This is a genomic window from Edaphobacter sp. FHG110511_03 (genome assembly GCF_059115365.1).
In genome coordinates, this window is sequence record NZ_JBZYWL010000001.1 from 171,233 (window position 1) to 184,966 (window position 13,734).

Below are 13,734 nucleotides of genomic sequence, written 5' to 3' on the forward strand. Positions count from 1 at the left end.
TAATTTTCCCTTTTTAATCATCCACATACGGGAGATCGCGCTCGCATTCCGGCGCACGGCCGAGTCTCGCTCGTTCTCAAGGCCGATGTCGGATCTTCCTGAGATCTCATCTGGCTATGCAAGACAGGCAACAAGTGTCGATCTTCTGACCCTATTAGGCGGTCTATAACGCGTCGGAAACATGTTGCTTACCTACGGAATGGTCCGAACAGTATCGGTTGCCGCGTATGGTTGGTGCCGCTCCAAAAAATGAAGTCCGGCGGCTCGCGCAGTGGAGCCATGCCGGCTTGAGTGAGAGATTTCAGGGGGTCGTCATGCGCCACAATCATTTGTTTGTCCGGGTTCTACTTGCTTTTGTTTTCTCCTTAATCGGGACCAGTGTGTCACTGGCCCAGAACGACCGCGGAGCGGTCAAGGGACGAGTCGCCGATTCGACGGGCGCGGTTTTGCCGGGAGCGACCGTGACCTTGCAGAACACCGCGACAGGAGTCACCCAGACTGCTACCGCAAATGAGGCGGGGGATTACAACTTCCAGTCGCTGATCCCCGGGACGTACTCCCTGACCGTCGAGATGCAGGGGTTCAAGAAGTTGCAGCGCACGAACATCAACGTCGACGTCAATGGAACCAATGAGCAGAACGCGGCGATGGAGCTGGGCAGCGCAACCGAGACGGTGAATGTGCAGGAAGGCATCCAGCAGCTCGCCACGACGAGCGCCTCCATAGGATTGATTGTGGAGCAGAGGAGCATGCAGGAGCTTCCCCTGATCTATGGCAACCCCTTTACGCTGGAGACCCTTGCACCCGGGGTGTCTCCTTCCGGCGTGAACCCCAACATCCACACCTATGACAGCACTACGGCGAGCGTCTCGGTGAACGGATCGATGCTCAACGCCCTTGAGTACCGCCTGGATGGCGCTCCGAACAACCGGATTCGGCTTTCGGCATACACTCCGTCGACCGAATTCGTCGGGCAGTATCGAATGGAGACGGCAACCTACGATTCCAGCCAGGGGCATGCCTCCGGGGGCTTCGTGAATACCAGCATCAAGTCGGGGACGAATGCCTTTCACGGCGGCGCGTTCGCCTATTATCAGAACCCAACCCTGAACTCGAAGACCTGGACTCTTTCGGGGAACCCAAATGCCTCGCCCACCTGGCTGCGATATGGCGGTACACTGGGCGGCCCTATCGTGAAGAACAAGGCGTTCTTCTTCGTTGGCTACGAACGCAGCCGCCAGGCCGCTCCCAACCCGCAGACCTTGACCGTACCGACGCTACCGGAACGGAATGGGGATTTCTCCGCCTTGTACGCGCAGGATCCTGCCCATCCCGCCGGAGTAACCAATCAATATCAGCTTTACGAGCCAACGAGCGGAACGGCAGGTGCGGGCGGAGTCGTCACGCGGACTCCGATTCCCGGAAACATCATCCGGAACATCTCCCCCATCGCGCAGAAGATCCTGGGCTATTATCCCGAGCCCAACGCTCCGGGAAACTCTGACGGCACAGGCAACTACGTCTATGCCGGGTCTGAACCGGACTACTACTACTCTGCGGCGAGCCGGGTTGACTACACCATGACTCCACGCCAATCCCTGTTCGGGCACTTCGTCCTGAGCAACCGCCTGCAGTCGAAGACGAATGCGTATTTCTATCCAGTGAGCGGGACCACCCTGACGTATGCGAACAAGGGGGTTGCGTTTGGGTACAACTTCATCGTGAATCCCACGACGGTAGTTGAAGCGCATCTGACGTGGACTCGCTTTGTGAACTCGAACATCGTGAACTCGCAGGGTCTGCTGGATGCAACCGCGATCGGAATGCCGAGTTATCTTGTCGACGGAATGCCGGAAGCGGCTGACTCGTTTCCTAATATCGCGCCTACCGGCTTCCAGGCACTTGCAGACAAGAGCAATATCGCTTCCCACGACGACATCACTATGGGAGCTGCGCAGATAAGCAAGCTGGTCAACACGCACTATTTCCGCATGGGCGTGGAGTACAGGATGTACAACACCAACGGCGGTTCGGGTGCAGGAAATAACGGAGCTTATGCTTCTACCGGAAACTACGTCACCGCGAACAGCAATACTCAGGTTCCGAGCAGAGCCGGGTTCGGGCTGGCACAGCTGGAGCGGGGGATCCTGAGCACCGCAAAGCTGACCACCAACGCGGACTATGCCCTGCGCTCTAACTACCTGGCCGGATTCTTTATGGATGACTGGAAGGCGACTTCGAAGCTGACGATTAACGCCGGTCTGCGATACGAGTACGAAGGCCCGAACAGCGAGCGCCACAACAAGGCAAATACCTACTTCGACTTTGATGTGGCAAACCCGATTGCGACGGCGGCCAAGGCGAACTATGCCAAGATCGCGTCTAGTAATCCAGCGCTTCCGCCGGCGAGTCAGTTCTCCGTCAACGGCGGTTTACGTTTTGCGGATGAAGACGGCAGCGGAAGAAATCTATATACCTCGCAGAAGCTTCTGTTTCTGCCAAGGATTGGCTTCGCCTACCAACCGGAGCAGAACACGGTGGTTCGCGGCGGCTTCGGGCTCTTCGCAGATTCGGTGCAGCTCTTTATCCTCTCCGGAGGAAACAGTGGATCCACGAACAACGCGACACTTACTCCGCAGCAGGGCTACAGCGCGACCACGAGCATCAATGGAAGCGGCGACAACGGGCTGACCTTCGCCAGCACGCTGGAGAATCCCTTCCCGACTGGATTCACTCAACCGACCGGCAGCAGCCTGGGATTGCAGACCTTTCTCGGCCAGTCGATCACCTTCCAGCCGCGCAATCCGCAGATTCCATACAACATGCGATGGAGCTTCGGCATGCAGCACCAGTTCGGGTCGTGGCTGGCGGCGATCGACTACGTGGGGAACCATGGGGTTCATGTTCCTGTGCAGCGCGACTTCAACGCTGTGCCCCTGCAATACCTCTCTTCGGTAAACAATGGCTACGACAAGCCGACCTTCGACCGGCTGAATGGTAACGTGAACAATCCGTTCAGCGGAATTATTCCCAGCACCGCGACGCTGGGCAGCAGCAAGACCACGGTGGCGCAGCTTCTGCGCCCCTATCCTGAATTTACGAATGTGACGGCTTACCTCAACAATGGCATGTCGATCTATCACGGATTGCAGGCCCAGCTGAACCGGCGTTTCCAGAGCGGCCTTTCACTGACGACCTCCTTCACCTGGTCCAGAACGCTTGACGCTTCTCAGTATCTGAACACTTCAGACACGCATCTCTGGTACGGCATCTCCCAACTGGACCGCACGTTCCGTTTTGCCACTTCGTTCCTGTACGAACTTCCATTCGGACGGGGCAGAAGGTTTGCAAACGATTCTCCGATTGTGTCGGCGATCGCCGGGGGATGGCAGGTGCAGGGCGTCTACCAGGTTCAGAGCGGCCAGCCTTTGAACTTCAACCCCGGAAGCACGAGCCCAATCTATAACGGGGCTAATCCTGTTGATTCCGCCTGGGGAAGATCCGGATATAAGAAGTCCATAGCGAAGCCCGGGGTCGCCGGATTCTGGTTCGACCGAACGAACTGGCTGCAGACCACGTCAGGCTGCGCAAGTGGCGTCTGCACCAATGTGTTGCCAAACCAGTATCAGATTCGAACCTTCCCGATTCGCTTTACGGGCTTGCGGGCGGACTTCCTCAATCAGTTCGATCTGGGAGTGCAGAGGAACTTTCCGCTGTGGAGAGAGAGCCAGCTGCAGATTCGCGTAGAGGCCATCAATGCTCTCAATCACCCGGTTTACACGGCGCCCAACACCGACTGGACGAGCAGTTCCTTCGGCCAGATCACCACTCAGGCGAATCAACCCAGGGTTTATCAATTCGGAGCGTTTATCCGGTTCTGATCTGTGAAACCTCGGATTATGCGGTTGAGAGTGAAAAAGGCGTGACTCCTTCTAATAAGAGTCACGCCTTTTTATTGCATTTTGGCTTCCGGTCTACTCGAAGGTCATCCGATTTTTTCGTGCAGTGACATCCATCACGTTCATCTGAGGCACCTTTTGGAGATCGTCGATCGATTTGAAGTTACCATTCTTCTGCCGATAGGCCACGATATCTTCGGCCTGCTTGGCTGAGAAGCCGAGTTCCTTCTCAATATCGGCTGCCGTCGCCTTGTTCATATTGACCTTCGACGTGGCCGGGGGGAAGTTTTTGGTGAGATAGTCGAGGATCTCGGTATAGTCCTCGTCGGACCCAGAGGCACCAAGGCCAACCATCTTGGTGATGGTATCTTCCCAGCCCTCACGACTCTGCCCGTTCGCGATCACGTTGGTCGGTGAATGACATTTACTGCAGACCTTGACCAAGGTCTGCTTGCCGGGCGCTTCGGGCAACTGAGGATACTGGGATCCCGCCTTTGCTGGGGCTGCCGGGGCTTGAGATCCCTGCTGGAAGGCTGTGGATGCGAACGCAGCAGAAGATGCGATGAGGAGTCCGCCTCCCAATACAAGTGTTCCCATCCATATTGCGCGTAGGGGGCGGCCGGTGGATTGATTGAATTTCGCCATACTGATTCGAATTACACCTGTAGTGGATTTGCCGAGCTGATCGATGCCCTATTCTAATCGTTTCAGCCAGCCTGATGCTGGCTCCTGGGTTGCACGATCTCTCCTGTGTTTCGATGCCGATCGGGCCGGAAGCGGTGAAACATTGCCGTCTTATTAAGCGAGGCATCTTTCTGACGAATTGAGACGTCTCAATTTATGAGAGATGCTACGTATTCGGCTTGAGCACTGTCAAGATTTTTCAATTCTCCTTGGGATCGTGTCTTCGGGTCCTGTGCCTGGAAGAGCAGCCCGCGAAATTGCAGGGGCCACCGTTTTATAAAAGGCCTGGAATTCTCTTACCTTCATGTAGGATTTTGTCATTATGCCGTCAACACAAAAGGAACTTGCCAAGCTAGCTGGTGTTTCTTCCGGCACAGTCTCCAATGTCATCAGTGGATCCACGAAGGTAAGCGAACGATCGAAGCAAAAGGTTCTGGAAGCGATTCGAGTGCTGAACTATCAGCCGAACCTGATTGCACGCAGCCTGAAGACGAATCGGACCCGCACCCTCGGAATTGTGGTTCCAGATATTACGATTCCCTTTTTCCCGATGATCATTCGCGGCGCCGAATGCGCTGCGCGCGAACACGGCTACTTCCTCATCGTGCTCGATTCTGAAGGCAGCCCGGAGCGGGAGTCCGAGATGTTTTCCCTGCTTCGCGCTCAACGAATCGAAGGTCTGTTGCTGGTGACCGCCAGCGGAGAAGATCTTACGCCGGAAAAGTGGAGCACGCTCAGCTCAGCTTTCCCCGTAGTGTGTCTCGATCGGCTTCCCGTGGATCTCGATGTGGATTCAGTTTGCGTGGATGACTGCGGTGCGGCCGAGATGGCGATCTCTCACCTAATGGGCTGCGGGCACAAAGAGATTGCCATCATTACGGGACCGCTCACGCTGCGCAACGAGCAGGAGCGCGTGCGTGGATATCGACAGGCTCTCCAAAAAGGGGGGATTTCCATTCAGCGATCTCTGATCTGGAATGGCAGCTTTGAGCAGGACGAGGTCGCGCGGCTGTGCCAGAATGGAATGCTTCGTCCCGTAGGTAGACCTTCGGCTCTCTTCGCGACCAATGGAGTTACTGGCCTAGCGGCCCTCAGAAGCCTCTACAGCGTCGGCCTCAGCACTCCCAAAGATTTTGCTTTTATCACCTTTGACGAGATCACCGCCGAGGATTTCTTTCGACCTGGCATCACGTCCGTGGTGCAGCCGACCTTCGACATGGGATACCGTGCCGTTGAAGTTCTGCTGGACCGGATAGAAAAGGGAAAAGAAGGTGGCCGGCGCGAGCGAGTTCGATTGCCAGCTACTCTCACGGTCCGGGAGTCTTCGAATACTCCGGTCAAACTCTCCGCAAATGGAGGAAGCTCCGTGCGGAAGACCACGCAACTTCGAAGCGCTCGAAGCCGTTGACAGTGGTCATGTTCGAGCGTTACTGTGAGACGTCTCACACATGGGCGACCTTTGTCGCCTTTCTGGCGCGCTGATGACAACCAACCCCCTTCTTAGCGCAACCTCGATTACAAAGAGCTTTGCTGGAGTTCACGCGTTGCGAGGCGTCTCCTTCGATCTGGCGGAGGGTGAGGTCCATGCGCTGATCGGGGAGAATGGCGCAGGAAAATCGACGTTCACGAAGATCGTTACCGGTGCTCTGAAACCGGATTCAGGAGAACTGCTTGTCCGCGGGAATCTGGTCCTCGACCACACTCCGCAATACGCTCGATCGCTGGGAATAGAGGCCATCTATCAGCAGCCTCTTCTCTTTCCTCATCTAACAGTTGCGGAGAATATCGCCCTTTCCCTGGAGAGCGGAACCTCGCGATGGAGAGTGGATTGGAAGAATCGTTATTCGCAGGCTAGCGAACTTCTTCTTCGTCTGGGTGCGAATCTCAATCCTCGCCGGCTGGCCGGTTCCCTGAGCATGGCGGAGCAGCAGATCGTCGAGATCGCCAAAGCAATCGGATCGGAAGCAAAGATCCTGTTCATGGATGAGCCTACGGCGCTCCTTACCGACCATGAGGTCGACAACCTGTTTCGACTGGTTCGGCAACTTCGCAAAGAAGGAGTCGGGATCGTCTATATCTCACACCGGCTGGAAGAGATTCAGGCGATCGCGGACAGGATAACGGTGCTGCGGGATGGCAATACCATCGCCTGTAAAGACGCCCGAGAGGTAGACCGGGGAAGCCTTATTGAACTGATGGTGGGGCGCTCGCTGGCTTCTGTCTATCCTAAGCGTGAGGTGCCAATTCGAGAGACCGCGTTAGCAGTTAACAACCTGTCGAATGACGCGCTGGGATTGCGAGACATCTCCTTTGAGGTAAAGCGAGGCGAGATCCTGGGCTTCGCCGGCCTTGTGGGGTCGGGGCGAACCGAGCTTGCCAAGACTCTTTTCGGACTGTCGCCGACGTCGTGCGCAGTGGAATTGAACGGCAAGCCTGTACGGATTGCGTCGCCGATGCAGGCGATAAAACTTGGACTTGGATATCTTCCGGAAGATCGTCGTCAGCATGGCCTCGTCCTGGAGATGGGGATCGCGGAGAACATCAGCATGGCAAGCCTAAAAGAGGTGTCCCGCCGCGGTTTGATCCAAAGAAACAGGGAAACCGGCCAAGGCGAAGGTTATATCCGCAATCTGCGCATCAAGGCAGCGACAGCTTCAGTAGAGACGCGCATGCTCTCGGGTGGAAATCAGCAGAAGGTGGCTCTCGCGCGATGGCTCGCGATTCATCCGCAGATCATGATTCTGGACGAGCCCACGCAGGGAGTCGACGTCGGATCGAAGTCAGAGATCCATGACCTGATCGTGCAGATGGCTGAACGAGGCGTTGCCATTATCCTTATCTCTTCCGAGCTTCCCGAGGTTCTGGGAATGTGCGACCGTGTCGCCGTCTTTCGCGAAAGGACAATTGTTGCCACGCTCTCGCGCGCAGAGGCAACACAATCGAAGATTATGGCGCTAGCGTTTGGGCACTCCGACACGACCTATCAGGAGATCGGGCAAGGATGAGCACGCGCATAAGGGAGATTGGGGTCTTTCTCACCATCGTCGCGCTGATGCTGCTGCTGGCGTGGCATACAACCGGCTATTTCAGCCCTGCAAATCTGACTGACCTCTTTCTCGCGAATATGCCGGTGATGATCATCGCTGTTGGCATGACGATGATTATTCTGACCGGCGAGATCGATATCTCGGTCGGCTCCATCTTCGCGATCTGCAGCGTGGTCATGGGCCTGTGCGCGAGCCGAGGCATGCCGATCCCTATCAGCGCGTTGATTGCCTGCATCGCAGGCGCAGTCTGCGGCGCCCTGAATGGAGTTCTTATTGCTTATGTGCGTATTCCTTCGATCGTGGCGACACTGGCAACGATGGTTGCGCTTCGCGATGGACTTCGATGGTATACGCAGGGATCGTGGATCCAGGGGCTGCCCCCTCAGTTTCAATGGCTGGGGCAATCGCAAAAGGTCTTCACCACTCTATGTGTTGTTGTTGTCGTGTTCGTAGTGGGGATAACAGCCTGGGCACTGAATCAACTTCGCGTAGGCAGAGCGGTGATCGCGACCGGCTCGAACAAGGCCGCAGCCCATAGGGTGGGAATCGATACGCAACGGGTTATCTTCGGCGTCTTCGCTTTGAGCGGCGTTCTTGCAGGCCTAGCAGCCGTTCTGAACTCGGTCCGCTTCAACCAGGTTCCCAGCAACTCGGGCCTGGGACTGGAGCTGAAGGTGATTGCCGCTGTTGCCGTGGGAGGGGCGGCGATCACAGGAGGATCCGCTACCATGACCGGAACGGTACTTGGGGTCGTCCTGTTAGGCTGTATCGGTTCAGCGCTCACTTTTTTCGGGATCAATGCCTATTGGGAAAAGGCGATTCAGGGAGGGATCATTCTGATCGCCGTCACCGTCGACACACTTCATCTCCACCGCAGAGACAATGCATATACACTTTCGGCCTAAGCTCGCCCTCTCAGGCATTCAATGGATCCTGCTTGCTGCGCTCCTGATTGAAGGAGTCATCTTCAGCTTTACGTCTCCGGCATTTCTGACGTGGACAAACCTGCTGGAGATTCTCCGCTTCAGTGTCGAGCTGGGCCTTCTCGCGGTCGCTCTCACGCCGATTCTCATCACAGGCGGCATCGATCTTTCGGTGGGTTCAACTATCGGCCTGGTTGCGGTGACCTTTGGAATCGCATGGCATAATTTCCATCTTCCGATTCTCGTTGCAGTAGCACTCGCTCTGGCGGTGAGCTGTTTGTGCGGCGCGGTCAATGCGTTTCTGATCGCCTATCTTGGACTTCCCGCGCTCATCATTACGCTGGGAACCTACTCTCTCTATCGAGGAATCGCGGAAGGGGCTACGCGCGCCGCAGAGAGTTTTACAGGATTTCCACGAGCTTTTCTGACGCTTGGACAAGGCTATCTCTGGAACATTCCGGTGCAGGTCTTCGTCTTTCTTTTCTTTATTCTCTTTTTTGGCATTCTTCTTCATCGATCGACGATCGGACGCGGACTCTATGCGATTGGCTTGAATTCTGAAGGAGCTCGATATGCTGGAATCCCCGTTCGACGCTACCTTGCCCTGGTCTATCTCCTGTCTGGGGTGGTCGCCGGTGTCGCGGCTATCATCTACGTCTCGCATCTCGGACTGGCCAAATCCGACCTGGGCACCGGTTTTGAACTTCAGGCGATCACAGCAATCGTTATTGGTGGAACTTCCGTCTTCGGCGGACGCGGCAGCATCTTTGGAAGCGTGCTAGGACTTCTTTTTCTGTGCGTGCTGCAGAATGGCCTGCACCTGCTGGCGATTCCATCCGAGGCCACCGGCGTTCTCACCGGCCTGCTATTGGTGTCTGTTGTAGCCACTGACCTGCTTCATGGCAAGCTTGAAAGATTTCGCAGCCAATGGGCTCAGTGGAAGCGTCCGGCCCTGCTCGGGGCGAGCGTGTGCCTGCTGGTTGTCGTGGTCCTCCTTGGGAGTCATCTCCGTTCCGGCAGGCACGACGATGCAGGTTCTCCTAATGCACATCATCGGCCCGTTATTGCCGTGATGCCCAAGGCCAAGGGGGATCCCTATTTCATCAGCGCACGAGCGGGAGCAGAACAGGCAGCTCGCGAGCTTGGGGTTGACCTGATCTGGGATGGGCCTACAAGTCTCGATGCTTCACTTCAGAATGAGCTTGTCGAAAGCTGGATTACCCGTGGAGTCGATGCAATCGTCGTAGCCGTGGAGAACAAAGGCAGCATCTCAACCGTCCTGCGAAAGGCGAGGCAGCACAATATCGCTGTGCTGACGTGGGATGCTGACGCAGAACCTGACGCTCGAGATTACTTTCTCAACCAGGCGACTCCCGAGGCGATCGCGAACACACTTACTGACGAGGCTGCGCGCCTTTTGTCGGGCAAGGGGCAGTTTGCGATTATCACCGGCGCGCTTAGCGCAGAGAATCAGAACCAGTGGATCGCCTTCATCAAAGCGAGGGCCGCGGAAAAGTATCCGCAGCTAAAGCTGGTCACGGTTTTGCCCAGCGACGACGATCGCGACAAGGCGTTCTCACAGACCCAGAACATCCTGAAGGTTTATCCCGAGGTAAAACTCGTTCTCGCGATCTCGGCTCCGGCGGTGCCCGGCTCGGCGGAGGCGGTGCAGCAGTCAGGGCGCGGCGTGGATGTGATCGGACTCTCCCTCCCCACAATCTGCCGGCCTTATATTCATAGCGGAGTCGTTCAGACGATCGTCCTCTGGAACACGCGGGACCTGGGATATCTCACCGTATATGCCGGGTGGCTCGCATCTCAGAAGAAAATAGCAGCGAACGCTACCTCCGTCTCGGCCGGCAGACTCGGCAACCTCGAAGTCCATGGAAGCGAGATCATTCTTGGAAGCCCCATGATTATCGACAAGAAAAATATCGATCGCCTCAACTTTTAGCGAGCTTTGGTCGCGTGTATTGCTTCTTCTACCTTTTCCCTGCCTTCGAGAACACTTATCTCCGTGCTGAATTCCTTCCGGTCGCCGGGAGCAAGAATTTGAAGTGTTTCCTGGTCGCGCTCGCGCTCTCTGCCAAGGGTGTTGCAATTCGCCGGCTCGAGTCCCAGCACAAAGTGATTTGCGCCGGTCATCTTCCATTGATTGAATCTTGGCAGGGTGCTCGGATCATAACGAAGAGCCACTCCCAGACTCAGATCTTCCCGGTCGCTCACGAGGACCACCGTGATCTTGTCCGAGGCGCCTTGATTCATCTCGTGAAAATAGACTCTCTCCTGGTGCCCCATCTGCGGAGGGTCGAAGAGGTCCCACTCCCCCACGCTCGCCGCGGCCAAGGTACTGACCGATTCGATCCCGGCTGAAGGCGCATAAATCTTCGATCTGGGTGTAAGTAGCGGGAAACCGAAGTTGAAGTGATAAAGAATCATCAGGGGAGTGGGACGAGTTCCCTGGTTCTCGACCACATCATGGATTGCCAGCGACGTGCCCTTGAGTGAGCTCGTAATTGTCCGCCGCAGGAGCAGGTTCGGACCATGCACTGAGGTCTCTCGAACGGAGCCCGAAACGGTCAGGATGCAATCGTCATCCTTCCATGTCTCCGACCAGCAGACATTTTCGGCTGGCGTATTCGAGATCGGACCGTGCAGACCAAGACTTTCGCCCTCGTCCTGAGAAGGAGCGCCCACTGTCGTCAATCCACATGTTGTAAGCAGGCCGCCGCCGAAGCTCTCCAGCCACTCTAAGTCCCGACTGGAATAATAGGCCGGATGGACCATTCCAGTTGGGGAGTGCCAGCACAAAGACTCGCCCTTGAAACTGGCCTCATAAATGTCCATCCCCTTATCCGGTACAACCCAGAACTCGAGGCCCCGCGCCGTACGAACCCGCAAAGTGCTGGTTCCCTTCGCCTTGCCATCCGCATGCGTAAAAGGAGAGATCCCTCCAACCTGTGAGAGCCGTCCAATTTGATGCAACAGTTCTTCGCGGGAACTCCATGACGGCATGCCTTATTCTCCTGTTGCTCCATTTGAGAGATGTGCATCACGCACACGAAAACAGCAGCGAGACTATTACAACTCAATACCGGTCTCTTGCGCAGGCGCTCAGGGAAGTTTTTTCAACCAGACGTTCCGGTGAGAGATCTTTACATCGCCGCCGCCCTCAATCTCAAATGCGAGCAGGCCCTTCGCCTTGTAGAACTTGGGATCCGTATCCACGAGGATAGCCATCACATGCCCATTCACGATGTGAGTGAGGGTGTGACCATCCGCAATAATCTCGACCTGGTTCCATTCGCCCGGCTTGATGAAAGACTTCAGTTCGTCCGAGCTGCCCAGAGTCCCAAGCAGGCGAGGCTTTTGGCCGGGTTCCGTGGCCACTACTTGACCGCGCCAGGCGATGATGCCTCGAGAGCTGTCCTGCTCGTAAAGCTGACCCGTATAGCGGTTACCGTAGTCGAAGTCCCCTTGGTATCCCGTCAGGTTCCACTTCGCATGCCGCATCAGGGTATCTTCATTTTTCTTCATTCGCTGCTTCTGCTCTTCGGTCATCTGGGCCAGACGCTCCGGAGGCGGCTGGTGCGGATGAGGAGCAATACTCTCGCTGCGATATTGAATACCGCCATTCGCTCCCTTCCCTTCCAGTTTCATCTCGACCCTGAGCCTGAAGTTGCCAACCTCTCCACCCCGCCAGATGATGTTCGTGGTTCCGGAGGGATGCTCGTCGCTGGAAACACCGACAAGAGCGCCGTCCTCTACGTGCCACACCTCGGAGGGACCATCCCATCCGGCCAGGCTCTTGCCGTCGAAGATCTGCGTCCAGCCCTCGTGGTCGTTGAAGTCGATCGGTTCGGGCTGCACAAAGCGGCTGCCTCCAGCCGGTGGCGGAGCAGGCTGTTGAGCTAGGGCTGGAGAGACACAAAGAGCTCCAAGGCAGGTAAGAGCAAGCATCGCTGGCGTGAACAACTTCGATCCGGTATTGCTCGACATAAATGTTCTCCTTGAGGACGGAACTTGAATTGATCAGACGAGCGGAATTGACTCCCACTGCTTCGTCTTCGCTGATTTCAGAACGGCATCGGTTACATAATCCACGGCGAGGCCATCCTTGAAAGTGGGAGCCACTTCACGCTTCTCTCCGACAGCCTGAAGAAAATCCGCAACCTGGTGAATAAACGTGTGCTCGTACCCGATCTGCAGACCGGGCACCCACCACTGCTTCATATAGGGATGATCGCTATCGGTGATGTGAATGCTCTTCCATCCCCGCAGCCTGCTCTCGTCGCGATGATCGAAGAACTCGAGGCGATGAAGATCGTGCAGGTCCCACCTGGCAGAGGCTTGCTCTCCATTGATCTCCAGCGTAAACAGCGCCTTGTGCCCGCGAGCATAACGAGTCGCCTCAAACATGGCCATCGAGCCGTTTTCAAATTTTCCGATGAAGGAGCTCGCATCGTCGATGCTGACCGGTTCCATTTTGTTAGTCAGGCTATGTTTCCGCTCTTTGATAAAGGTCTCGGTCATCGCTGCGACCTCGGTAAGGGAGCCGTTCAGCCACAGAGCCATATCGATATTGTGAGCCAACAGGTCGCCGGTCACACCGCTTCCGGCGACGGAAGAATCGAGACGCCACAATCCTTCGCCACCCTGGGGGAGATCCTGCGAGATCGTCCAATCCTGAAGAAATTGCGACCGGTAGTGGAAGATGCGGCCAAACCGCCCTTCCTCAAGAAGATCCTTTAACAGCACAAGTGCGGGAACACGGCGGTAGTTGTACCAGACCATGTTCGGACTCTTTGCCGACTCGACGGCATCGACCATGGTCTTGCCCTCGGCTGCGGTACGACCAAGCGGCTTCTCACAGAGCACCATCTTTCCGGCCTTCGCGGCGGCAACTGCAATCTCGGCGTGGGTGTCGTTGGGACTGGCGATATCGATGAGGTCGATATCGTTTCGCTGTACAAGCGCGCGCCAGTCGGTCTCGATCGATTGATATCCCCAGTTCTCCGCAAAACCTTTTACGCGGTCCGCATTGCGAGCGCACACCGCTTTGAGGACAGGCTGATAGGGAAGATCGAAGAAACGTGGCGCCTGGAGAAAGGCATTCGAGTGCGTTCGGCCCATGAAGCCGTATCCGACTAAACCGATATTGAGCGTCTTCTTTGCCATCTG

General features: G+C 56.2%; 9 protein-coding genes. 5 read left to right on the top strand and 4 right to left on the bottom strand.

Annotated elements, in window-relative coordinates; all coding sequences use genetic code 11:
• The first annotated feature begins 287 nt into the window (after window positions 1–287).
• Window positions 288–3,881, top strand: coding sequence for a carboxypeptidase-like regulatory domain-containing protein (locus tag AC5S26_RS00595; protein WP_494182903.1), 3,594 nt, complete (start codon window positions 288–290; stop codon window positions 3,879–3,881).
• A 93-nt stretch (window positions 3,882–3,974) separates the two neighbouring features.
• Here the strand turns inward: AC5S26_RS00595 and AC5S26_RS00600 are convergent, their stop codons facing one another.
• Window positions 3,975–4,544: a helix-hairpin-helix domain-containing protein gene (locus AC5S26_RS00600; RefSeq protein ID WP_494182904.1), complete on the bottom strand. Its 570-nt coding sequence runs from the start codon at window positions 4,542–4,544 to the stop codon at window positions 3,975–3,977.
• Window positions 4,545–4,905: 361 nt separating this feature from the next.
• Between AC5S26_RS00600 and AC5S26_RS00605 the strand changes: the two genes are divergently transcribed.
• From AC5S26_RS00605 to AC5S26_RS00620, 4 genes are all read left to right on the top strand, one after another.
• Window positions 4,906–5,991, top strand: coding sequence for a LacI family DNA-binding transcriptional regulator (locus tag AC5S26_RS00605; protein ID WP_494182905.1), 1,086 nt, complete (start codon window positions 4,906–4,908; stop codon window positions 5,989–5,991).
• 73 nt (window positions 5,992–6,064) lie between these two features.
• Window positions 6,065–7,588, top strand: a complete 1,524-nt coding sequence (locus tag AC5S26_RS00610; RefSeq protein WP_494182906.1) for a sugar ABC transporter ATP-binding protein — start codon at window positions 6,065–6,067, stop codon at window positions 7,586–7,588.
• On the top strand, window positions 7,585–8,535 hold the full coding sequence (locus tag AC5S26_RS00615; protein ID WP_494182907.1) for an ABC transporter permease: 951 nt from the start codon (window positions 7,585–7,587) through the stop codon (window positions 8,533–8,535). The genes AC5S26_RS00610 and AC5S26_RS00615 overlap by 4 nt, the downstream gene beginning before the upstream one ends.
• A complete protein-coding gene (locus AC5S26_RS00620; protein ID WP_494182908.1) occupies window positions 8,513–10,507 on the top strand; it encodes a substrate-binding domain-containing protein in 1,995 nt (664 codons plus the stop codon). Before AC5S26_RS00615 ends, AC5S26_RS00620 begins: the two co-directional genes overlap by 23 nt.
• Here AC5S26_RS00620 and AC5S26_RS00625 read toward each other — a convergent pair.
• The 3 genes from AC5S26_RS00625 to AC5S26_RS00635 all read right to left on the bottom strand — a co-directional run bounded on the left by AC5S26_RS00625 (window position 10,504) and on the right by AC5S26_RS00635 (window position 13,731).
• Window positions 10,504–11,568: an aldose 1-epimerase family protein gene (locus AC5S26_RS00625; protein WP_494182909.1), complete on the bottom strand. Its 1,065-nt coding sequence runs from the start codon at window positions 11,566–11,568 to the stop codon at window positions 10,504–10,506. The genes AC5S26_RS00620 and AC5S26_RS00625 overlap by 4 nt on opposite strands.
• Before the next feature lie 99 nt (window positions 11,569–11,667).
• Window positions 11,668–12,552 carry a 3-keto-disaccharide hydrolase gene (locus AC5S26_RS00630; protein WP_494182910.1) on the bottom strand — a complete coding sequence of 295 codons (885 nt, stop codon included), beginning with the start codon at window positions 12,550–12,552 and terminating at the stop codon, window positions 11,668–11,670.
• A 33-nt stretch (window positions 12,553–12,585) separates the two neighbouring features.
• A complete protein-coding gene (locus AC5S26_RS00635; RefSeq protein WP_494182911.1) occupies window positions 12,586–13,731 on the bottom strand; it encodes a Gfo/Idh/MocA family protein in 1,146 nt (381 codons plus the stop codon).
• Between the last annotated feature and the right edge of the window lie 3 nt (window positions 13,732–13,734).